Origin of the sequence: Streptomyces sp. NPDC047853, from assembly GCF_043204535.1 — a bacterium.
Classification (GTDB): domain Bacteria; phylum Actinomycetota; class Actinomycetes; order Streptomycetales; family Streptomycetaceae; genus Streptomyces.
The window spans coordinates 164,697-185,820 of the sequence record NZ_JBIDCI010000010.1 but is presented as its reverse complement, the minus strand read 5'-3'; the positions used below and the strand labels follow the sequence as shown (position 1 = coordinate 185,820).

Here is a 21,124-nt window from a genome sequence, read left to right as displayed (position 1 = left end):
TGTCGTCCGGGTGACGCTGGGGCCCGCGAGGCTGCGGGGCGCACCGCACCGGGGACACATCCGCAAAGGGAGAGGAGAGGCCGTGGCATCCACCGCCCGCATTCCCCCGGCCCTCGTGCCCGGGGACGCCGTCGGACTCCGTGACCGGGCTCGGGGCGCGCTGCTCGGGCTGGCCGTCGGGGACGCCCTCGGGGCGCCGGCCGAGAACATGAAGCCCTCCGAGATCCGCGCCCGCTGGGGCCGCATCACGGGGTACGTGGCCACGGTGCCGGCCGGCACCGACGACACCGAGTACGCGATCTTCTCGGGACTGCTGCTGGCCCGGTACGGCTCCGCGCTCACCCCGGCCCATGTCGAGACGGCCTGGCACGAGTGGATCGCGGACCGGGAGGAGGGCCCGTTCCGGGGCGCCGGTTTCAGCGAACGCGGCACCCTGGAGAACCTGCGCCGGGGGCTGGCCGCGCCCATCTCCGCCCAGCACCGGCACGCCTGGAGCGACGGGCTGGCCATGCGGGCCGCGCCCTACGGCGTCTTCGCGGCGGGCCGTCCCGCCGAGGCGGCCCGGCTGGTGGCGATCGACGGTTCGGTCAGCCACGACGGCGAGGGCATCTACGGCGGCCAGGCGGTGGCGGCCGGGGTCGCCGCGGCGATGGCGGGAGCGCCGCCCGTCGCGGTCGTGGCCTCCGCGCTGGCCGTCGTGCCGGACGACTCCTGGACGGCCCGGTGTCTGCGCCGCGCCATGACGGCGGCCCACCGCGGCGAACGCGCCGTCCGCTCGGCGGTGGTCATCGGCGGCTACCCCTGGACCGACCTGGCCCCCGAGGCGGTCGCGCTCGCCTTCGGCGCGTACGCGGCGGCCGACGGGGACTTCACGGACGCCGTGCTGACGGCCGTCAACATGGGCCGCGACGCGGACACGACGGCGGCGGTGGCAGGCGCCCTGGCCGGTGCGACGCGGGGCTGCGCCGCCATTCCGGCCGAGTGGGCGTCGGCCATCGGCCCGGCCCGCGGAAGCTGTCTGCCGGCGATGGCCGGACACCATGTGCTGGACGTGGCGGACCTGCTGACGCGGGCCGCGGAGGAGCCCGAGGGCGTCACCCGCGGCGAGGACGCTCGGGTGGGCGGCGCCCCTAGCCCGGGCGACGGGCCCCGCCCGAGAACCACCGACGACACGGCACCGACGTCGACACCGACGCCGACGCCGACCAGCAGATGTGCCCCGACACCGGTGGTCGGTCCGTCCCCGACGCCGACCGTCGACGACGCGGTCGTGGGGGTGTGGCCGTGACCAGGTCGCGCTCGGCCGGTGAGGAGAGCGCCACCACCGCCTACGTCGTCCTGCCCGGTGGTCCGGAGGAGCCCGCGCCCCCCGGAAGCGGACAGCGCCCCGCGGCCGAACCCACCGGCACCGGCACCCCCACTCCCACCGGCACCGGCACCGGCACCGGCACCCCCACTCCCACCGCCACCCGCACCCGCATCACCCGCACTCCCACCCCCGCCGACCGCCCCACCGAACCGGCGCCCGCCCCCCACAGCGTCGGGCACCGCCCGGAGCCCGGGACCACCACCCCGCCCCGGCCCGCGACGCGACGCGACCGTATCGAGGGCCTCCTCCTGGGCCTCGCCGCGGGAGACGCCGCCGGCTGGCCCGCCGCCCGGCACCGGGCCGCCCGGATGCCCGAGTGGACCCGTCGCCTCACCCGCGAACTGGACACCTTCGCGGAGCAGAACGCGACCACCACCCTCCCCGTCCCCATCGCCCTGAACCAGCCCCCGGAACCGCTGCGCCTCGGCCCGTCCGACGACGCCGAGTGGGCGGCGTTCGCGGCGGAGGCGGTGCTGCGGGCCGGGGACGACACCGCGCTCGGGGACCTGAGCCGGGAACGCCGGATGCGGGCGGCGATCGACCTGACCTGGAACGCCGTGGCCAGCGAGGTGGCGGCGGCCACGGAACGCGCCCCGGAGGCCGAGTCGGCGGTGCTGCCGCTGCGGGCCCGCATCTCGGTACGGGCGGGCCTCGGCAACCTCGCCACCGGCCTGCGCCCGCCCGCCACCGGCCACGACAACCCGCACTACTTCGACGACGCCGCCTGCGTCCGCGCCTGCGTCCTCGCCGTCGCCCACCCCGGCGCCCCCCGCGCGGCTGCCGACCTGGCCGAGTTCGACGCCCGCTACACCCAGGACGGCGACGGCGTGCACGGCGCCCGGGCCATGGCGGCGGCCCTGGCGTGCGCCCTCGACGGCGCCGACGTACGCACCTGCGTCACGGCCGCGCTGGCCGAACTCCCCGTGGAGACGGAGATCGGCCGCAACGCCCGCCAGGCACTGGCGCTGGCGGCGGACGCCGAGAGCACCTTCGCCCTCGTGCCGCTGCTGGAGCACCAGATCGTCGACCACGTCTACAGCTACGGCATCGCCGCCGCCGAGACCGTCCCGGTCGCCCTCGCCCTGGCCACCGCCGCCCGCGGCCGCCTCGCGGAGGCCGTACCGGCGGCCGCCTGCCTGTCCCGGGTCGCGGACTCCGCCCCGGCGCTGGCCGGCGCCCTCACCGGCGCGCTGGACGGCGGCACGGCGATCCCCGCGTCCTGGCGCGACACCTGCCGCACCCTCCCCGGCTGCGTGCTGCCCCGCCTCACCGGCACCGACCTGGTCGAACTCGCCGGACTCCTGCACGCGACGCAACCGCCCCGACCGGAAGGACGAGACACGGCATGAGAACACCCGGCCCCACGACACCCGGTACGGCGGACGGCGCCACGGCGGCGACCCTGGAGGAGCGCGTCACCGGCGCCCTGGTCGGCGCGGCCGTCGGCGACGCGCTCGGCGGCCCGGTCGAGGGCTACTCCCCCGAGCAGATCCTCGAACGTCACGGCGGCCGCGTCCACGGCATCGTCGGCCCGTGGAACGGCGACGCCTGGCGCACCGCCCGCCCCATCGCCCCCTACCACAAGGGCGACGGCCACGTCACCGACGACACCTTGATGACCCACGCCCTGGTACGGGTGTACGACACGGTCCGCGACCACCTGGACGCCTACGCGGTCGCCGAGCACCTGGTCCCGGACCTGATGACGCGCCCGCGCTGGATCCCGGAACTGGAGGCGGAGGCACTCCCGCTCCAGCGGGTCTTCCTGGCGGAGAAGTGGCTGGCGGCCAGGATCCACTACGGCCACGTGGACCCGCGCGAGGCCGGCACCGGCAACATCGTCAACTGTGGTGCCGCCATGTACATCGCCCCGGTCGGCCTGGTCAACGCCGCCCACCCGGCCGGCGCCTACGCCGAGGCGCTGGACGTGGCGGGCGCGCACCAGTCGTCGTACGGCCGTGAGGCGGCCGGTGTCCTCGCGGCGGCGGTGGCGGCGGCCTGCACGCCCGGGGCGACGCCGGACTCGGTGGTGGCGGCCTGTCTGTCCCTGGCGAAGGACGGCACCCGGACGGCGATCGAGGCGGTCTGCGAGGTGGCCGCCCGGTACACGGACTTCGAGTCGGCGCTCGGGCCGCTGCGGGAGGCGGTCGCCCCCTACGACACGGTGGGCCCCGACTACCGGGCGCCCTCGCTGGCCGCGCGGCGCCCGTCCCGCCTGCACGCGATCGAGGAGCTGCCGGTGGCGCTCGGCATGCTGGTCGTCGCGGGCGGCGACTACCGGCACGCGGTCCTCGGTGCCGTCAACTACGGCCGGGACTGCGACTCCATCGCCACGATGGCGGGCGCGTTGGCCGGGGCGCTGGGCGCACCGGTCCCCGAGGACTGGGCGAAGGCCGTCGCGGAGGCGAGCCGTCTGGACCTGTGGCAGCCGGCGGCGACGCTCACCGCGGTGGCCCGGGAGGTCTTCGAGCGGGACGTGGCCCGACGCCGCGCCCACGAGCGGGCGTTCACCGCGATCGGGGGCGCGGGATGCTCCGACTGACCTGGGTCCAGTCCGAGGACCTGGTCGGCCACGAGCTGCGCCAGGCGGCGCAGGACGGCCGCGACGCCTCCGCGGTCGCCGCCCGCTGGCGGGCGGCGGGCGGCCACGAGGCACCCGCCCGGGCCGGCGCGTCCGAGCGTCCGGCGTCCCGCCGCCTCCGGCTGCTCGCGGAGGAGTTGCTGGACGACCTGGCCCACCTGTCGAGCCCGTCGGCGGACACGGAGCCGACGGACCTGGAGCGCATCCGGGACCTGTGCCCCGACTGGCCCACGCCCCGCCCCTCGGCCGTGTCCCCCGCCCGGCTGGAAGCCGCCTGGCTCGGCCGGGCGGCCGGCTGCCTCCTCGGCAAACCCGTCGAGAAGCTCCCCCTGACAGGCATCCGCCTCCTGGGCCGCGCCGCCGGGAACTGGCCCCCGACCGGCTACTTCACCGCCCGCGGCCTCCCCGCGGACCTCACCGCCGCCCACCCGTGGAACCGCCGCTCCGCGACCACCTCGCTCGTCGAGAACATCGACGGCATGCCCGAGGACGACGACCTCAACTACCCGCTCCTCAACCTGCTGCTCCTGCGACGCCACGGCAGGGGCTTCACCACCGCCGACACGGCCCGCCTCTGGCTCGACGAACTCCCCGCCGGCCGCACCTTCACCGCCGAACGCGTCGCCTACCGCAACCTCCTCGACGGCCTGGAGCCCCCGCACACGGCCCGCCACCGCAACCCCTTCCGCGAGTGGATCGGCGCCCTGATCCGCGCCGACGTGCACGGCTGGACCAACCCCGGCGACCCGGGCGCCGCCGCCGAGCAGGCACACCGCGACGCGACCCTCACCCACACCGCCAACGGCGTCTACGCGGCGATGTTCGCGGCGGCCGTCATCGCCACCGCCGCCACCGGCACCCACGACGTCCACGCCTGTCTCCGCGCCGGCCTCACGGTCATCCCGCCGGGCTCCCGCCTCGCCGGCGCCGTCCGCCACGCCGTCCGCCTCGCCGAGAGCCACGCCGACTTCGACACGGTGGTGGACGCACTCCACGCCCGGCACTCCCCCGTCTACCACTGGGTCCACGCCGTCCCCAACACCGCCCTGCTCGCCGCCGCCCTCACCCACGCGGACGGCGACTTCACCGGTGCGGTCTCCCGTGCCGTGTCGGGCGGCTGGGACACCGACTCCAACGGCGCCACCGCCGGCAGTGTCGCCGGACTCCTCGCCGGTGCCCCCGCCGCCCTGCCCGAGCACTGGACGGCCCCGCTGAAGAACCGCCTGGCCACCTCGGTCGGCGACTTCGACGGCACCGGCTTCGACGCCCTCGCCCACCTCACCCACAGGGAGGCCACCCGCCCATGACCGTGTCCCCGCCCGCCGCCGCCCCCGCCCTCGTCCACGCCCCGCTGACCGGCTTGCGCGTCCTCGACCTCGCCACCCTCTTCGCGGGCCCGCTGGCCGCCACCATGCTCGGCGACTTCGGGGCCGAGGTCGTCAAGGTCGAACACCCCGACCGGCCCGACCCCTCCCGGGGCCACGGCCCGTCCAAGGACGGCATCGGCCTGTGGTGGAAGGTGCTGGGCCGCAACAAGCGCACCATGACCCTGGACCTGTCGAAGCCCGCCGGCCGCACCACCCTGCTCCGGCTCGCCGCGACCGCGGACGTCGTCATCGAGAACTTCCGCCCGGGCACCCTGGAGAAGTGGGACCTGGGCTGGGAGGAGCTGTCCGCGGTCAACCCGCGGCTGGTCCTGACCCGGGTCACCGGCTTCGGCCAGTTCGGCCCCTACGCGCGCCGGCCCGGCTTCGGCACGCTCGCGGAGGCCATGAGCGGGTTCGCCGCGATGACGGGCGAGCCGGACGCGCCGCCGACGCTGCCGCCGTTCGGGCTGGCCGACTCGATCGCCGCGCTGGCCACGGCGTACGCCGTGATGACCGCGCTCGCCGCACGCGAGCGGACCGGCGAGGGCCAGGTCGTCGACATGGCGATCATCGAGCCCATCCTGACCGTGCTGGGCCCGCAGCCCACCTGGTACGACCAGCTCGGCCACGTCCAGCCCCGCACCGGCAACCGCTCCCAGAACAACGCCCCGCGCAACACCTACCGCACCGCCGACGGCTCCTGGGTCGCCGTCTCCACCTCGGCCCAGTCGGTCGCCGAGCGCGTGATGCGCCTGGTGGGCCGCCCGGAGCTGATCGACGAGCCCTGGTTCGGGTCCGGCGCCGAGCGCGCCCGGCACACCGACGTGCTGGACGCGGCGGTCGGCGACTGGATCGCCCGGCACGGGCGCGCCGACGTGCTCGCCGCCTTCGAGAAGGCCGAGGCCGCCATCGCCCCGGTCCAGGACGTGCGGGACGTGATGGCCGACCCGCAGTACCAGGCCCTCGACACCGTCACCACCGTGCACGATCCGGAGCTGGGCCCGCTGCGCATGCAGAACGTCCTCTTCCGCCTGTCCGCCACCCCCGGGGCGATCCGCTGGGCGGGCCGCCCGCACGGTGCCGACACCGAGGAGGTGCTGACCGAGCTGGGACTGTCCCTGGCCGATGTGAAAGAGCTGCGTGAGGAGGGCATCGTATGACGGCACCCCCGCTGACCTGGCTGTACGCCCCCGGGGACCGCCCGCGCGTGGTCGCCAAGGCGCTGGCCGCCGGTGCCGACGTGGTCGTGGTCGACCTGGAGGACGCGGTCGCCCCCGACCGCAAGCGCTACGCCCGCGAGGCCACCGCCGAGCTGCTCGGCGAGCCGCAGCCGGTGCCCGTCCACGTCCGCGTCAACGCCCTGGACGGACCGCTCGCCGCGGCGGACCTCGCGGCGCTCGCCCAGTTGCCGGGGCTGTCCGGGCTGCGGCTGCCGAAGGTGACGTCGCCCGAGCAGATCACCGCCGTCGCCGCGGCCACCGGCGGGCCGCCCCTGTACGCCCTCCTGGAGACGGCCCTCGGTGTGGAACGGGCCTACCCGATCGCCGCCGCCCACCCGGCGCTGCGCGGCATCGCCCTGGGCGAGGCGGACCTGCGCGCCGACCTCGGCGTGCGCGGCGACACCGGGCTGGACTGGTCGCGCGCCCGGGTCGTCGTGGCCGCGCGCGCGGCGGGGCTGGCGCCGCCGTCGCAGACCGTGCATCCCGACACCCGGGACCTGGAGGGCCTGGCGGCGTCCTGCGCCCACGGCCGCGCCCTGGGTTTCCTCGGCCGGGCCGCGATCCACCCCCGTCAGCTGCCGATCATCGAGCGGGCGTACCTGCCCACCGACCGGGAGCTGGAGGAGGCCGAGACGATCGTGAAGGCGGCCACCGCGCAGCCGGGCGCGCTGGCGCTGCCGGACGGCCGGTTCGTCGACGCGGCCGTGGTGGCGACGGCCCAGCGCACGTTGTCGCTGGCCCGGCGCCCGGTCCTGTCCTGACACACGCCGAGGGCGCCCGGACCGAATCCGGGCGCCCTCGGCGACGTGCGGCGGCGGGACGTCAGCCCTTCTTGGCCGAGTCGGCCCCGTCCTTCACGTGCTTCTCGTGCTTCTCATCCTGCTCGTCCTGCTCGTCCGTTGCGCTGCTGCCGGAGGTGGCGGGGTCCGCGTCGGCGGCGTCGACGTCCTTGGCATCAGCGTCGGCGTCCGCGTGATCCTTCGCGTCGCCCTCGGCGTCACCGTCGGCGGACTCCGCACCCGGCTCGACGACGGCCTCCCGGCCCGGCCGCTTCCGCGCGGAGAGCACCATGTAGACCACCGCGAGCAGGAAGACGAGGAGCGCGGTCCAGTTGTTCAGGCGCAGGCCCAGGATGTGGTGGGCGTCGTCGACGCGCATGTACTCGATCCAGAACCGGCCCGCGCAGTACGCGGCGACGTACAGCGCGAACGCCCGCCCGTGGCCCAGCCTGAACCGGCGGTCGGCCCAGATGACGAGCAGGGCCACGCCGATGCACCACAGCGACTCGTACAGGAACGTCGGGTGGTAGGTGCCCGGCACCCGCCCGTCCGCCGACGAGGTGATCTCCACGGCCCACGGCAGGTCGGTCGCCTTGCCGTACAGCTCCTGGTTGAACCAGTTGCCCCAGCGGCCGATGGCCTGCGCGAGGGCGATGCCCGGGGCGACGGCGTCGGCGTACGCGGGCAGCGGGATGCCCCGGCGCCGGGCACCGATCCAGGCACCCAGCGCGCCGAACGCGATCGCGCCCCAGATGCCGAGGCCGCCCTCCCAGATCTTGAAGGCGTCGACCCAGTCACGGCCCTCGCTGAAGTACAGCTGGTAGTCCGTGATCACGTGGTAGAGCCGGCCGCCGATCAGGCCGAAGGGGACGGCCCAGACCGCGATGTCGGCCACCGTTCCGGGCCGCCCGCCCCGGGCGATCCAGCGCTTGTTGCCGAGCCAGACGGCGACGAAGACACCGATGATGATGCAGAACGCGTAGCCGCGCAGCGGGATGGGACCGAGGTTCAGCACCCCGCGCGACGGGCTGGGAATGAAGGCAAGTTCCATGGCAGGGTCGACGCTACCGTGTCGGACGGCGCCCGCGCCGGGCAGCCCGGCTACGGGTCCGTAACACCGGCCGCTACCGGTTGGCGTCCTGCACCAGTTGCTTCAGCTTCGCCGGTGTCATGGACCTGTCCTGGTAGATGTTCTTGCCGTCGAGCAGGACCGTCGGTGTGCCGCTGAAGCCGCCGGTGCGGAAGGCCTCGTTGGACTTCTCCACCCAGCTGTTGTGCTTGCCGCCCTCGACGCACTCCTGGAAGGGCGCGGAGTCGAGGCCGTCGACCTTGCCCGCCAGGTCGATCAGCGTGTTCTCGTCGGCGAAGGCGTCGTCGGTCTCCGGCGGCTGGTTGGTGAACAGCACGTCGTGGTACGGCGTGAACTTCCCGGCGTCCTGGGCGCAGGCCGCGGCGTTGGCCGCCTTGCGGGAGCCGGTGCCGCCCATGTTGCCGTCGATGATGGTCGCCAGGTGGTACTCGACCTTGAGCTGCCCGGCTTCGGTCAGCTCGTGGACGGTGTCGCGGTACGCCAGCTCGAAGGCCTTGCAGGCGGGGCAGCGGAAGTCCTCCCAGATGACGAGGGTCGACTTGGCGCTCTCCTTGCCGACCGGGATCGCGAGGCCGTCCTTGCCCTGCGCGCCCGAGGGCGCCACGACCGGGCCCGCCGACTCGCTGCCGTCGTCCTTGCCCGCGTTCGCGGCGACCACGCCGATCACCGCCGCGAGGCCGAGGACGCAGACCACGCTCGCGCCGATGATCAGCGCGCGGCGGCGCTTGTCCTTGGACTTCTGCTTCTCGCGCTCGTCCGCCAGCTTCTCCCGGGCGGTGCGCTTTCCCTGTCGGTTCTTCTCGCTCACACCCCGCAGAACGAACCGGGGAGGCGCAGCGCGCCTCCCCGGCCCCAGGTCCACCCGTACGAGGGACCCGTACGACTTACCCGGCGTCACACCTGTCGGCGCACACCCTTCGCCAGGTCGGCGGCGAGCGCGCGCACGCCCTCCAGGCCGGCCGCGTCGTCGGGGGCGTCGAGCATCCGCTTGACGAACGCCGAGCCGACGATCACTCCGTCGGCGAAGCCGGCCACCTCGGCGGCCTGCGCCGCGTTGGAGACGCCGAGGCCGACGCAGACGGGGATGTCGGTGGTGGCGCGGGTGCGCCGGACCAGGTCCTCGGCCTGCGCGCCGACCGACTCGCGGGTGCCGGTGACGCCCATCAGGGAGGCGGCGTAGACGAAGCCGCTGCCGGCCGCGGTGATCTCGGCGAGCCGGGCGTCCTTGCTGCTGGGCGCGACCACGAAGACGGTGGCGAGCCCGTGCTTCTCCGCGTGCTCCCTCCACAGCCCCGACTCCTGCACCGGCAGGTCGGGCAGGATGCACCCGGCGCCGCCCGCCTCGGCGAGTTCCGCGGTGAAGCGCTCCACGCCGTAGCGGTCGATCGGGTTCCAGTACGTCATGACGAGGATCGGCTTGCCGGTGGCCGCGTGGGCCTCCCGGACCGTGCGCATCACGTCGGCGATGCGCACGCCGCCGCGCAGGGCGATGTCGTCGGCGGTCTGGATGACCGGGCCGTCCAGGACCGGGTCGCTGTGCGGCAGGCCGACCTCGACGACGTCGGCGCCGCCGTCGAGCGCGGCCTTGACCGCCGCGATGCCGCCGTCCACGGTCGGGAATCCGGCGGGGAGGTAGGCGATGAGGGCGGAGCGGCCCTCGGCCTTCGCCGCGGCGAGGGTGTCGTCCAGCAGTCGTACGTTCCCGCTCACTTGGCGTCCCCCTCGATCTCGGCGGTGCTGCCGGCCTCGTCGGCGGCGACCTCTGCGTCGGTGTCGTACAGCCCGAAGTAGCGGGCGGCGGTGTCCATGTCCTTGTCGCCGCGGCCGGACAGGTTGACGACGATCAGCCCGTCCGGGCCCAGCTCCCGGCCGACCTCGATGGCGCCGGCCAGCGCGTGGGCGCTCTCGATGGCCGGGATGATGCCCTCGGTGCGCGACAGCAGGCGCAGCGCCTGCATGGCGGCGTCGTCGGTGACCGCGCGGTACTCGCCGCGGCCGGAGTCCTTGAGGTAGGCGTGCTCGGGTCCGATGCCGGGGTAGTCCAGGCCGGCCGAGATGGAGTACGGCTCGGTGATCTGGCCCTCGTCGTCCTGGAGGACGTAGGAGCGGGAGCCGTGCAGGATGCCGGGCTCGCCGGCGGACAGGGTGGCCGCGTGCTCGCCGGTCTCGATGCCGTGTCCGGCGGGCTCGCAGCCGACGAGGCGGACGTCCGCGTCGGGGATGAAGGCGTGGAAGAGGCCGATGGCGTTGGAGCCGCCGCCGACGCAGGCGATCGCCGCGTCGGGGAGGCGTCCGGCCTGTTCCAGGAGCTGGCGGCGGGCCTCGACGCCGATCACGCGGTGGAAGTCGCGCACCATCGCCGGGAAGGGGTGGGGTCCGGCGACGGTGCCGAACAGGTAGTGGGTGCGGTCGACGTTGGCGACCCAGTCGCGGAACGCCTCGTTGATGGCGTCCTTGAGGGTGCGGCTGCCGGACTTCACGGCGACGACCTCGGCGCCGAGCATGCGCATCCGGGCCACGTTGAGGGCCTGGCGCTGCGTGTCGATCTCGCCCATGTAGATGGTGCAGTCGAGGCCGAAGAGGGCGCATGCGGTGGCCGTCGCCACGCCGTGCTGGCCGGCGCCGGTCTCGGCGATCACCCGGGTCTTGCCCATGCGCTTGGTCAGCAGGGCCTGGCCGAGCACGTTGTTGATCTTGTGCGAGCCGGTGTGGTTCAGGTCCTCGCGCTTGAGGAAGATCCGGGCGCCACCCGCTTGTGCGGCGAACCGGGGGACCTCGGTGAGGGACGAGGGGCGGCCGGTGTAGTGGACGAGGAGGTCGTCCAGCTCCCGGGCGAACTCGGGGTCCGACTTGGCCTTGTCGTACTCGACGGCCACCTCGTCGACGGCGGCGACGAGGGCCTCGGGGATGAACTTGCCGCCGAACGCGCCGAAGTAGCCCTCGGCGGTGGGGACGTGACCCTCCGGGTCGGGGATGAAGAAGTTGCTGGGCATGCGTGAACCTCACGGTGAGTGTCTGATCGGGCAGATTCGCCGTGGGGGCGGGGGGATCAGGCCGCTGTGGGCCGTCCGTCGTCGCTCTGGCACTTCCCCGCGCCCCGCACGGGGCGCTCGAGCCATCGCATGCCGTTGACCTGTCCGGGTTCGTCCCCGATGACGTACCGCACCCGGCGCCCGTGCACCCGGCGGGCGGGCGCGCGGCAGCCACGGGGCCGGCAGCCGCGCGCGAGGCGGGCGTACGGGTCCCGGGAGACCGGAGCGAGGAAGAGCGTCATCGGGGGTCAGCCTACCGGGGTGTCAGCCCCGGCCGTGCCGCAGTGCCGGGTGCTCGCCCGCCGCCACCAGGTCGGAGACCGCGGTCTTCGGGTCCCGGCCGGTGACCAGCGACTCGCCGACCAGGACGGCGTCGGCGCCCTCGTTGGCGTAGGCGATGAGGTCGTGCGGTCCGCGGACGCCGGACTCGGCGACCCGGACGATGTGCGCCGGGATCTCCGGGGCGACCCGCTCGAAGGTGCCGCGGTCGACCTCCAGCGTCTTCAGGTTGCGCGCGTTGACCCCGATGATCTTGGCGCCGGCGTCCACCGCGCGCTCCACCTCGTCCTCGTCGTGCACCTCGACGAGCGGGGTGAGGCCGATGGACTCGGCGCGCTCGATCAGCGACTCCAGCGCCGGCTGGTCGAGGGCCGCGACGATCAGCAGCACGAGGTCGGCGCCGTACGCACGGGCCTCCCACAGCTGGTACGAGGTGACGATGAAGTCCTTGCGCAGCACGGGGATGTCGACGCGCGCGCGGACCGCCTCCAGGTCGGCGAGCGAGCCGCCGAAGCGCCGGCCCTCGGTGAGGACGGAGATGACGGCCGCGCCACCCGCCTCGTAGTCGGCGGCGAGCCCGGCGGGGTCGGCGATGGCCGCCAGCGCGCCCTTGGACGGGCTGGAGCGCTTGACCTCGCAGATCACCTTCACGCCGTCGCCGCGCAGGGCGGACACGCCGTCCTTGGCGGGGCGGGCCTTGGCCGCGCGCTCCTTGAGCTCGTCGAGGCCGACGCGCGCCTGCCGCTCCGCGAGGTCGGCACGGACTCCGTCGATGATCTCGTCGAGCACACTCACGCGAGCGGCCCCCTTTCAGACGGCGAAACCTGTGGTCACTGTGATGGTATCCGGAGCGGGGCGCCGGTCCCGCATCCGGTGGACGCCGGTCCCATTACCTGGACGTTCGTTCCATGATCAAGGGACGAGCCAGCCACCGAACGGCAGGTTCCGGACAACCGTGAAGGCCAGCAGCAACGCCCCCAGCGTCCACAGGTGGACCGGTCCGAGGTCGAGGCGCACGGGGCGGCCGCGCACCACGCGGACCACCCAGACGGTCCACAGCACGGCGAACCCCAGATAGCCGAGGACGGCCGGCGCGTTGGCCTGCAGCGCGGCCGGCCAGTCTCCGTGGACGAAGGCGTGGGCGCTGCGCAGGCCGCCGCAGCCGGGGCAGTAGACGCCCGTGAAGCGCAGCAGGGGGCAGACGGGGTAGTGGCCGGGCTCGTGGGGATCCACGCTTCCCACGTAGGCGAAGGCTCCGGCGACGGCGGCCAGCACGCCGGCGGGGACGGCCAGGCGGGCCACGGAGGGCCGGGGCGCGGCCGAGGGCGGACGGGCGACCGGGGGCGCGGCCGCTGTCGGGGGCACGGGCGCGTCCCGCGTCACGGTCGGGCTCTGCGTCGGCTTCCCGGTCTCGGCGTCCACGCTCCGCATTGTGCCTCCGCCGGCCCGTACCCGCACGCGAGGGGCGGCCCCGGCACCCTCGTGCCGGTCCGCCCCTCGGGGAGTACCGCTGCGGTCGTGCGGTCAGCCCTTGGCGCCGGCCGGCTCGCGCTCGCCGGCGACCTGGTGCACGGGGTGGTTGTGCTTCGGCTGGCCGAGGCCCATCATGCGCATGATGCCGCCCACGACACCGCCGAGGAGCACGACCACCATGCCGGCCCAGAAGCCCACCGGCTGGGCCGCCACCATGAACACGCCCGCGACGCAGAAACCGATGAAGGCGATGATGACACCCGTCCAGGCGGCCGGGGTGTGACCGTGGCTGCTGCCCGACATTGCTTGCTCCTCGTTGCTGTGTGCCAAGTCTGAGCAGGACGCTCGTGCCCATTGTCCCGCACGGGCGCGCGCGACGTGAGCGGGGGTGCTCCTCACGCGCGCGTGGCGGACGCCGCTCGCCCGGGGTGCCGGTGCCGCTCGACGGATGCCCGGGCACCGTGGAGTGCGGATGCCGGGGTCAGGCGCCGGTCGGGTCCTCGCCGCGGTCGAGGGCCTTCCACAGGTCCTCGGGCCGGTCCGGGTCGACGGGCTGCGGCGTGCGGCGCGGTCGCGGCGTGCCGTCCCGCTCGTAGCGGCCGGACATCGCGGGCCACAGGCGGCCGTAGCGCAGGGCGAGCAGCCCGGCCAGCAGGAGCAGGGCGCCGCCCACGGCCGCGACGTACGGCCAGGCCGTGTGGGAGAGGGCGTCCACGGTGGCCGAGGTGTCGCCGGCCGCCTTCGCCGCCTGGTCGTCCAGGGCGGCGTTGTCGGAGGCGCCGGCCAGGGCCGCGGCCATGGTGCCCGCGCCGCTCAGCGCGAGCAGCGCGGCGACGGCGAACCGGCCGGCCCGGCGCACGGCGAAGACGGCGACGAGCGCGGCGAGGCCCACTATGGCGAGCGCCGCGGGCACGCCCGTGACGTCGCTGCCCTTGGCGGACAGCGGGAACGCGCCGCCGGCCACCGTCGCGGTGCCCTGCGCCCACTCCTGCCGGGTGGCGAGCAGGGCGACGGCCGCGCCGAGCGCGCCGCACAGCAGGGCGACGGCGAGGCTCCGGCGGCCGGCCCGGGAGGGGCCTGCGGCTGGGGTACGGGGGTGAGGAACGGCTGTCACGTACTCCACTATCACCCGAACACCGGGCGAACCGTCACCCGGGGTTCGGATTGGCGGACGTGATAATCGCCCCACCGCCCCGAACCGTTGGCCTTCCGACGGTGTCAGCGCGCCAGCCGGTTGGCCGTGTGCACCGCGCGCAGCACCGCCGCCGCCTTGTTGCGGCACTCGGTGTCCTCGGCGACCGGGTCGGAGTCGGCGACGACGCCGGCGCCCGCCTGGACGTAGGCGGTGCCGTCGCGCAGCAGCGCCGTGCGGATGGCGATGGCGGTGTCGGAGTCGCCCGCGAAGTCGAGGTAGCCGACGCAGCCGCCGTACAGCCCGCGGCGGGAGGGTTCGAGTTCGTCGATGATCTGCAGGGCGCGCGGCTTGGGCGCCCCGGAGAGGGTGCCCGCCGGGAAGCACGCGGTGAGGACGTCGAAGGCGGTGCGGCCCGGGGCGACGCGGCCGGTGACGGTCGAGACGATGTGCATGACGTGCGAGTACCGCTCGACGGACATGAAGTCGACGACCTCCACCGAGCCGGGCTCGCAGACCCGCCCCAGGTCGTTGCGGCCGAGGTCGACCAGCATGAGGTGCTCGGCGCGCTCCTTGGGGTCGGCGAGCAGTTCGTCGGCGAGCGCCTGGTCCTCCTGCGGGGTGGCGCCCCGGTGGCGGGTCCCGGCGATGGGGTGGACCATGGCCCGCCCGTCCTCGACCTTGACCAGCGCCTCGGGGGACGACCCGACGACGTCGAAGCCGTCGAGGCGCAGCAGGTACATGTACGGGGACGGGTTGGTGGCCCGCAGCACCCGGTACACGTCCAGGGCGCTCGCGGTGCACGGCGTCTCGAAGCGCTGGGAGGGGACGACCTGGAAGGCCTCGCCCGCGCGGATGCGCTCCTTGATGTCCTCGACGGCGTCCTGGAAGTCGGGGCCGCCCCACAGCGCGGTGTACTCGGGCAGCTCGGAGGGCGGCAGCGCGGCCGGGGGCTGGGCCACCGCGCGCGTGAGGTCGGCCTCCATGGCGTCCAGGCGGGCGATCGCGTCGGCGTAGGCCTCGTCGACGCCGGTCTCCAGGTCGTTGTGGTTGATCGCGTTGGCGATCAGCAGGACCGAGCCCTCCCAGTGGTCCATGACGGCGAGGTCGCTGGTGAGCAGCATGGTCAGCTCGGGGAGCTTCAGGTCGTCGCGCTCCCCCGGGCCGACCTTCTCCAGGCGGCGCACGATGTCGTAGCCGAGGTAGCCGACCATGCCGCCGGTGAAGGGCGGCAGGCCCAGGTCGTGGGCGAGGTCACGGGGGGTGTGCAGGGCCTCGACGGTGGCGCGCAGGGCGGCCAGCGGGTCGCCGTCGGTGGGGACGCCGACGGGCGGGGTGCCCTGCCAGTGGGCCTGCCCGTCCTTCTCGGTGAGGGTGGCGGCGCTGCGGACGCCCACGAAGGAGTACCGGGACCACGAGCGTCCGTTCTCGGCGGACTCCAGCAGGAAGGTGCCGGGGCGCTCGGCGGCGAGCTTGCGGTAGAGCGCCACCGGGGTGTCGCCGTCGGCGAGGAGCTTGCGGCTGACCGGGACCACCCGGCGGTCGGCGGCCAGTTTGCGGAAGGTCTCGAGGTCCATGTCGTCCATGGCGGCAGACCCTACTGACCCGCGCCGGGCGCGTCGGCACCCGCGCCGCGGTCACCGGCGCCGTCGCCGCCGTCGCTGTCGCCACCCAGGAGCACGTCGGCGTCGAAGCAGGTCCGGGCGCCGGTGTGGCAGGCGGCGCCGACCTGGTCGACCTTGACCAGGACGGTGTCGGCGTCGCAGTCCAGGGCGACGGACTTCACCCACTGGTAGTGCCCTGAGGTGTCGCCCTTGACCCAGTACTCCCGACGGCTGCGGGACCAGTAGGTGCAGCGTCCCGTCGTCAGCGTGCGGTGCAGGGCCTCGTCGTCCATCCAGCCGAGCATCAGCACCTCACCGGTGTCGTACTGCTGGGCGATGGCGGGCACGAGACCGTCGGCGCCGCGCTTGAGGCGCGCCGCGATCTCCGGGGCGAGCGGGCTGGACGGTCGGGGAGAGCTGCTGGTCATGCGCCCATTGTGCCGCGCGGTTCGGACACGCCCCGGCGCTGTCCATTGGGCGGACCCGCCCGACGGCCGTAGGCTGACCGCATGTCGACTTTCGCCAAGCGTGAACGACTTCTGCTCGCCGACCTGTTGGAGACGGCGGGGCCCGAGGCCCCGACCCTCTGCGACGGCTGGCGGACCCGTGACCTCGCCGCGCACCTGGTGGTGCGCGAGCGCCGGCCGGACGCCGCCGGGGGCACCCTGATCAAACAGCTCGCGTCCCGGCTGGACCGGGTGATGGAGGAGTACGGCGCGAAGCCGTACGAGGAGCTGCTGCAGCTGATCCGCACCGGCCCTCCCCGGTTCTCACCCTTCCAGCTCAAACAGGTCGACGAGGCCGCGAACACGGTGGAGTTCTACGTCCACACCGAGGACGTCCGCCGTGCGCAGCCCGACTGGGCGCCGCGGGAGCTGGACCCGGTCTTCCAGGACGCCCTGTGGTCCCGGCTGGAGCGCACCGCCCGTCTGATGGGGCGCGGCATCCCGACCGGCCTGGTGCTGCGCCGTCCGAACGGCCAGACGACGGTCGCGCACCGCGGCACGCCGGTGGTGACGGCGACGGGCGAGCCGTCCGAGCTGCTGCTGTTCGCGTACGGGCGGCAGAGCGCGGCGAAGGTGGAACTGGAGGGCGAACCGGACGCGATCGCCAAGCTGCACGAGACGAAGCAGCTGGGGATCTAGTGCGGCGGGCGCCCTCCCGCCTGGCGGGGCGCCCGGCCACCCGCGCTACGACGGCAGTTCCGCCCGCCGCAGGTCCCGTGCGCACAGGGCGACGAGCCCTCCGAGACCGCACACCACCGCGCTGGCCGCGAAGACCGGGCCGGTGCCCCAGACCCCGATGGCGGCGGCGGACACCGGCATGCTCAGCGGCGCGATCCCCAGGCTGACGATCCCGGCGACCGCGGTGACCCGGCCCAGGTAGGCGGGCTCCGACCGGGTCTGGAGCAGGGCCCCGCAGACCGCGCCGCTGAGGCCCGTGAGCAGCCCGACGAGCACGGCGATGCCGACGGCCCCGGCGAGGGCGGGCACGTGGGCCAGGGCGCCGATCGCGGCGGCGCCGGGGATGAGGGCGCCGGCGACGACGAGACCGGCGTGCGGCACGCGCCCCCGGACGGTGAGCAGCAGGGCGGCGAGCCCGGCGCCCGTCCCGAACCCCGCGAGCGTCCAGCCCATGCCGGAGGCGCCCCAGCCGCGCTCGTCGGCGAGCAGGGTCAGGCCCACGTTGAGCGGGCCGACGAAGCCGAGGTCACCGAGGGCGATGGCCACCATCAGGGGCGCCAGGACCCGGTGCCGGCGGATGTACCCGAGTCCGGCCCGCAGGTCCCGCCACGCGGTGCCGTCCCCGGCGGCCTCGGCCCGGTCGCCCGGCAGCTCACGCATCCGCACGGACACCAGCAGCGGGACCGACACGGCGATGAGAAAACCGGCCAGGGCGAAGGCGGCGGCCGAACCGCCGACGGCCACGCCGAGCCCGCCGAGCGGGGCGCCCACCACGGCGGCGAACCGCACGGCCAGCCCGCGCATGCCCTGGACCCGGGCGAGCTGGTCCGGGGCGGTGACGCGGGCGGGCAGCGCCCCGACGGCGGGCATGAAGACGGCGTCGACGGTGCCGAAGACGACGGCGAGCAGGGCCAGCAGCCACAGTCCGGGATCGGTCGCGAAGAGCACCGCGGCGACCGCCAGCACGGTGACGCACCGTACGGCGTCGCTGCCGATGACGACCTTCCGCGGCCCGAAGCGGTCGGCGACCACCCCGCCACCGAGCATGAGCAGCGCCCGCGGCACCGCGCTCACCGCCGTGACGATCCCGGCCTGGGCAGGACTGCCGTTCTGCACGGCGGCCCAGGACAGCGCGAGGAAGAAGACGGTGTCCCCCACCATGGACGCGGTGTACGCGGCGACCCAGCGCAGGACGTTGCCGTCGCGGTGGGCGGGCACGGCGGAGCCTGCGGGTATGACGGTGTCCGTCACGTGCACGGCCCCCTCAGCCGGCGCCGTGCCGGCGGGACGCGCGGCGGCACGGGTCAGCGGACCGGACGTCCCGCCTCACGCAGCGTCTCCTTCACCTGGCCGATCCGCAGGTCGCCGAAGTGGAACACGGAGGCCGCGAGGACGGCGTCCGCGCCCGCCGCGACGGCCGGGGGGAAGTCGGTGAGGCGGCCGGCGCCGCCGGAGGCGATCACCGGGACGGTCACGTGCTTCCGGACCGCCGCGATCATCTCCAGGTCGTAGCCGTCCTTGGTGCCGTCCGCGTCCATCGAGTTCAGCAGGATCTCCCCCGCGCCCAGCTCGGCGGCGCGGTGCGCCCACTCCACCGCGTCGATGCCGGTGCCGCGGCGCCCGCCGTGGGTGGTCACCTCGAAGGTGCCGGCGTCGGTGCGGCGGGCGTCGACCGACAGGACGAGGACCTGGCGGCCGAAGCGCTCGGCGATCTCGCGGATGAGGTCGGGGCGGGCGATGGCGGCCGTGTTGACGCCCACCTTGTCCGCGCCGGCCCGCAGCAGCTTGTCGACGTCGTCGGCGGTGCGCACGCCGCCGCCGACGGTGAGCGGGATGAACACCTGCTCGGCGGTGCGGCGCACCACGTCGTAGGTCGTCTCGCGGTTGCCCGACGAGGCGGTGATGTCCAGGAACGTCAGCTCGTCGGCGCCCTCGGTGTCGTACACCTTGGCCATCTCGACGGGGTCGCCCGCGTCGCGCAGGTTCTGGAAGTTGACGCCCTTGACGACCCGGCCGTTGTCCACGTCCAGGCAGGGGATGACTCGGACCGCCAGGGTCATGAATCCACGGCTCCTTCGATGCCTCTCACTGTCCTCTGAATGCTTCCAGCTCCACCGACACCAGGACCCGGGAGTCCATGAAGCCCTGCACGACCAGCAGGGTCGTGACCGGGCGTACGGAGTCGAACAGCTCCTTGTGGGCGCGGCCCACTTCTTCGACGTCCCGGGAGTGGGCCAGATACACGCGGGTCCGGGTGACGGACTCGATGCCCAGCCCGAACTCGCCGATCGCCTCGAGCGCGGTGGTGAAGGCGACCTTGGCCTGTTCGTAGGGGTCGCCCTCGCCGTACAGCAGGTCGCCCTTGAAGGCGGTCGTGCCCGCCACGATGACCTGATCACCCGCCGCCACGGCCCGCGCGAAACCGAAGGACTCTTCCCAGGGACTTCCGCTCTGCACGCGCCGTACGGCTTCCGATGTCATGACGACACAGCCTCCAAGGCCTCTTCCAGGGTGAACGCCTTCGCGTAGAGGGCCTTCCCGACGATGGCCCCCTCGACACCGGCCGGGACGAGACCGGCGATCGCGCGGAGGTCGTCCAGGGACGACACGCCGCCGGACGCCACGACCGGGCGGTCGGTCGCCGCGCAGACGTTCTTCAGGAGGTCCAGGTTGGGGCCCTGGAGGGTGCCGTCCTTGGCGATGTCGGTGACGACGTACCGGGCGCAGCCCTCCTGGTCGAGGCGGGTCAGGGTCTCGTAGAGGTCGCCGCCGTCCCGGGTCCAGCCGCGGCCGCGGAGCGTGGTGCCGCGTACGTCCAGGCCCACCGCGATCTTGTCGCCGTACTCGGCGATGACCTTGGCGACCCACTCGGGGGTCTCCAGGGCGGCCGTGCCGAGGTTGACGCGCCGGCAGCCGGTCGCGAGCGCGGCGGCGAGGGTGTCGTCGTCGCGGATGCCGCCGGACAGCTCGACCTTGATGTCCATGGCCCCGGCGACCTCGGCGATCAGCTCACGGTTGTCCCCGGTGCCGAACGCGGCGTCCAGGTCGACCAGGTGCAGCCACTCGGCGCCGGAACGCTGCCAGGCGAGGGCAGCCTCCAGCGGGGAGCCGTAGGAGGTCTCGGAGCCGGACTCGCCGTGCACGAGGCGGACGGCCTGGCCGTCGCGGACGTCGACGGCGGGGAGGAGTTCGAGCTTGCTCATCTCTACAGGGTCTCGATCCAGTTGGTGAGGAGCTGGGCTCCGGCGTCGCCGGACTTCTCGGGGTGGAACTGCGTGGCCCACAGGGCGCCGTTCTCGACGGCGGCCACGAAGGGCCTGCCGTGCGTGGACCAGGTGACCTTGGGGGCGGCGATCAGCGGGTTGTGCTCCTCGAGCGTCCAGTCGTGGACGGCGTAGGAGTGCACGAAGTAGTAGCGCGCGTCGGCGTCCAGGCCGGCGAAGAGCTGGGAGTCGGCCGGTGCCTCGACGGTGTTCCAGCCCATGTGGGGGACGACGTCGGCCTTGAGGGGGCCGACCGTGCCGGGCCACTCGTCCAGGCCCTCGGCCTCGACGCCGTGCTCGATGCCCCGGGCGAACAGGATCTGCATGCCGACGCAGATGCCCATCACGGGGCGTCCGCCCGACAGGCGGCGGTCGACGACCCAGTCGCCGCGAGCGGCCTTCAGGCCGTCCATGCAGGCGGCGAAGGCGCCGACGCCGGGGACCAGCAGCCCGTCGGCGTTCATGGCCTTGTCGTAGTCACCGGTGATCTCGACGTCGGCTCCCGCGCGCGCGAGGGCGCGCTCGGCGGAGCGGACGTTGCCGAAGCCGTAGTCGAAGACGACGACCCGCTTGGTGGCGGCGGTCAATTCCACACCTCCAGCCTCAGGACACCGGCGAACAGGCACATCGCGGCGCCGATGGAGAGCAGCACGATCAGGCCCTTGGGCATCTGCTGCTTGGCGAACGAGTAGATGCCGCCGAGGAGGAAGAGTCCGACGACGATCAGTGCGGTGGACGTACCGTTCATGGG

At 74.4% G+C, this 21,124-nt stretch carries 24 protein-coding genes; 7 read left to right on the top strand and 17 right to left on the bottom strand.

What is annotated here, in order from left to right; genetic code table 11:
• Window positions 1–82: 82 nt before the first annotated feature.
• The 6 genes from ACGF5T_RS20460 to ACGF5T_RS20435 are packed head-to-tail and all read left to right on the top strand — an operon-like array spanning window position 83 to window position 7,298.
• Window positions 83–1,288 carry an ADP-ribosylglycohydrolase family protein gene (locus ACGF5T_RS20460; protein WP_366766190.1) on the top strand — a complete coding sequence of 402 codons (1,206 nt, stop codon included), beginning with the start codon at window positions 83–85 and terminating at the stop codon, window positions 1,286–1,288.
• On the top strand, window positions 1,285–2,718 hold the full coding sequence (locus ACGF5T_RS20455; RefSeq protein WP_392888677.1) for an ADP-ribosylglycohydrolase family protein: 1,434 nt from the start codon (window positions 1,285–1,287) through the stop codon (window positions 2,716–2,718). The genes ACGF5T_RS20460 and ACGF5T_RS20455 overlap by 4 nt, the downstream gene beginning before the upstream one ends.
• The gene (locus tag ACGF5T_RS20450) at window positions 2,715–3,911 is read left to right on the top strand and encodes an ADP-ribosylglycohydrolase family protein (RefSeq protein WP_366766188.1); all 1,197 of its coding nucleotides are present in this window, start codon (window positions 2,715–2,717) and stop codon (window positions 3,909–3,911) included. Before ACGF5T_RS20455 ends, ACGF5T_RS20450 begins: the two co-directional genes overlap by 4 nt.
• Window positions 3,899–5,257, top strand: a complete 1,359-nt coding sequence (locus tag ACGF5T_RS20445; protein WP_366766187.1) for an ADP-ribosylglycohydrolase family protein — start codon at window positions 3,899–3,901, stop codon at window positions 5,255–5,257. Before ACGF5T_RS20450 ends, ACGF5T_RS20445 begins: the two co-directional genes overlap by 13 nt.
• Window positions 5,254–6,477: a CoA transferase gene (locus tag ACGF5T_RS20440; RefSeq protein ID WP_366766186.1), complete on the top strand. Its 1,224-nt coding sequence runs from the start codon at window positions 5,254–5,256 to the stop codon at window positions 6,475–6,477. Before ACGF5T_RS20445 ends, ACGF5T_RS20440 begins: the two co-directional genes overlap by 4 nt.
• Complete coding sequence (locus tag ACGF5T_RS20435; RefSeq protein ID WP_356608042.1) at window positions 6,474–7,298, top strand: CoA ester lyase; 825 nt, start codon at window positions 6,474–6,476, stop codon at window positions 7,296–7,298. The genes ACGF5T_RS20440 and ACGF5T_RS20435 overlap by 4 nt, the downstream gene beginning before the upstream one ends.
• Window positions 7,299–7,359: 61 nt before the next feature.
• Here the strand turns inward: ACGF5T_RS20435 and lgt are convergent, their stop codons facing one another.
• The 11 genes from lgt to hisI all read right to left on the bottom strand — a co-directional run bounded on the left by lgt (window position 7,360) and on the right by hisI (window position 16,354).
• Window positions 7,360–8,367, bottom strand: a complete 1,008-nt coding sequence (lgt, locus tag ACGF5T_RS20430) for a prolipoprotein diacylglyceryl transferase (protein ID WP_361016914.1) — start codon at window positions 8,365–8,367, stop codon at window positions 7,360–7,362.
• Window positions 8,368–8,440: 73 nt separating this feature from the next.
• Window positions 8,441–9,214 (bottom strand): thioredoxin domain-containing protein, encoded by a 774-nt coding sequence (locus ACGF5T_RS20425; protein ID WP_356608044.1) that lies wholly within the window; start codon window positions 9,212–9,214, stop codon window positions 8,441–8,443.
• 86 nt (window positions 9,215–9,300) lie between these two features.
• Window positions 9,301–10,116: a tryptophan synthase subunit alpha gene (gene trpA / locus ACGF5T_RS20420; protein ID WP_361016917.1), complete on the bottom strand. Its 816-nt coding sequence runs from the start codon at window positions 10,114–10,116 to the stop codon at window positions 9,301–9,303.
• Complete coding sequence (gene trpB / locus ACGF5T_RS20415) at window positions 10,113–11,399, bottom strand: tryptophan synthase subunit beta (RefSeq protein ID WP_356608048.1); 1,287 nt, start codon at window positions 11,397–11,399, stop codon at window positions 10,113–10,115. The genes trpA and trpB overlap by 4 nt, the downstream gene beginning before the upstream one ends.
• A gap of 56 nt (window positions 11,400–11,455) precedes the next feature.
• Window positions 11,456–11,680: a tryptophan biosynthesis modulator TrpM gene (trpM, locus tag ACGF5T_RS20410; protein WP_356608050.1), complete on the bottom strand. Its 225-nt coding sequence runs from the start codon at window positions 11,678–11,680 to the stop codon at window positions 11,456–11,458.
• Window positions 11,681–11,702: 22 nt separating this feature from the next.
• Entirely contained in the window at window positions 11,703–12,512 is an 810-nt protein-coding gene (gene trpC, locus ACGF5T_RS20405; RefSeq protein WP_356608052.1) for an indole-3-glycerol phosphate synthase TrpC, read from the bottom strand.
• 117 nt (window positions 12,513–12,629) lie between these two features.
• Complete coding sequence (locus ACGF5T_RS20400) at window positions 12,630–13,148, bottom strand: DUF2752 domain-containing protein (RefSeq protein WP_361016922.1); 519 nt, start codon at window positions 13,146–13,148, stop codon at window positions 12,630–12,632.
• Between the two features lie 93 nt (window positions 13,149–13,241).
• Window positions 13,242–13,493: an HGxxPAAW family protein gene (locus ACGF5T_RS20395; protein ID WP_356608054.1), complete on the bottom strand. Its 252-nt coding sequence runs from the start codon at window positions 13,491–13,493 to the stop codon at window positions 13,242–13,244.
• 178 nt (window positions 13,494–13,671) lie between these two features.
• On the bottom strand, window positions 13,672–14,313 hold the full coding sequence (locus tag ACGF5T_RS20390; protein ID WP_356608056.1) for a TIGR02234 family membrane protein: 642 nt from the start codon (window positions 14,311–14,313) through the stop codon (window positions 13,672–13,674).
• Window positions 14,314–14,408: 95 nt separating this feature from the next.
• A complete protein-coding gene (locus ACGF5T_RS20385; protein WP_356608170.1) occupies window positions 14,409–15,899 on the bottom strand; it encodes an anthranilate synthase component I in 1,491 nt (496 codons plus the stop codon).
• A 20-nt stretch (window positions 15,900–15,919) separates the two neighbouring features.
• Window positions 15,920–16,354 carry a phosphoribosyl-AMP cyclohydrolase gene (gene hisI, locus ACGF5T_RS20380; protein WP_356608058.1) on the bottom strand — a complete coding sequence of 145 codons (435 nt, stop codon included), beginning with the start codon at window positions 16,352–16,354 and terminating at the stop codon, window positions 15,920–15,922.
• Between the two features lie 81 nt (window positions 16,355–16,435).
• Here hisI and ACGF5T_RS20375 point away from each other — a divergent pair, with 81 nt between their 5' ends.
• The gene (locus ACGF5T_RS20375; protein WP_356608060.1) at window positions 16,436–17,071 is read left to right on the top strand and encodes a TIGR03085 family metal-binding protein; all 636 of its coding nucleotides are present in this window, start codon (window positions 16,436–16,438) and stop codon (window positions 17,069–17,071) included.
• 45 nt (window positions 17,072–17,116) lie between these two features.
• Here ACGF5T_RS20375 and ACGF5T_RS20370 read toward each other — a convergent pair whose 3' ends face one another.
• Genes ACGF5T_RS20370 through ACGF5T_RS20345 form a run of 6 tightly spaced genes read right to left on the bottom strand, consistent with a single transcriptional unit; the run spans window position 17,117 to window position 21,121 of the window.
• Window positions 17,117–18,361: an MFS transporter gene (locus ACGF5T_RS20370; protein WP_366766185.1), complete on the bottom strand. Its 1,245-nt coding sequence runs from the start codon at window positions 18,359–18,361 to the stop codon at window positions 17,117–17,119.
• Between the two features lie 53 nt (window positions 18,362–18,414).
• Entirely contained in the window at window positions 18,415–19,170 is a 756-nt protein-coding gene (hisF, locus tag ACGF5T_RS20365; protein ID WP_356608064.1) for an imidazole glycerol phosphate synthase subunit HisF, read from the bottom strand.
• Window positions 19,171–19,195: 25 nt separating this feature from the next.
• Complete coding sequence (locus ACGF5T_RS20360; RefSeq protein ID WP_366766184.1) at window positions 19,196–19,591, bottom strand: RidA family protein; 396 nt, start codon at window positions 19,589–19,591, stop codon at window positions 19,196–19,198.
• Window positions 19,588–20,313 carry a bifunctional 1-(5-phosphoribosyl)-5-((5-phosphoribosylamino)methylideneamino)imidazole-4-carboxamide isomerase/phosphoribosylanthranilate isomerase PriA gene (priA, locus tag ACGF5T_RS20355; protein WP_356608068.1) on the bottom strand — a complete coding sequence of 242 codons (726 nt, stop codon included), beginning with the start codon at window positions 20,311–20,313 and terminating at the stop codon, window positions 19,588–19,590. Before priA ends, ACGF5T_RS20360 begins: the two co-directional genes overlap by 4 nt.
• A gap of 2 nt (window positions 20,314–20,315) precedes the next feature.
• Entirely contained in the window at window positions 20,316–20,960 is a 645-nt protein-coding gene (hisH, locus tag ACGF5T_RS20350; RefSeq protein WP_356608070.1) for an imidazole glycerol phosphate synthase subunit HisH, read from the bottom strand.
• A complete protein-coding gene (locus ACGF5T_RS20345; protein WP_337303671.1) occupies window positions 20,957–21,121 on the bottom strand; it encodes a hypothetical protein in 165 nt (54 codons plus the stop codon). Before ACGF5T_RS20345 ends, hisH begins: the two co-directional genes overlap by 4 nt.
• Between the last annotated feature and the right edge of the window lie 3 nt (window positions 21,122–21,124).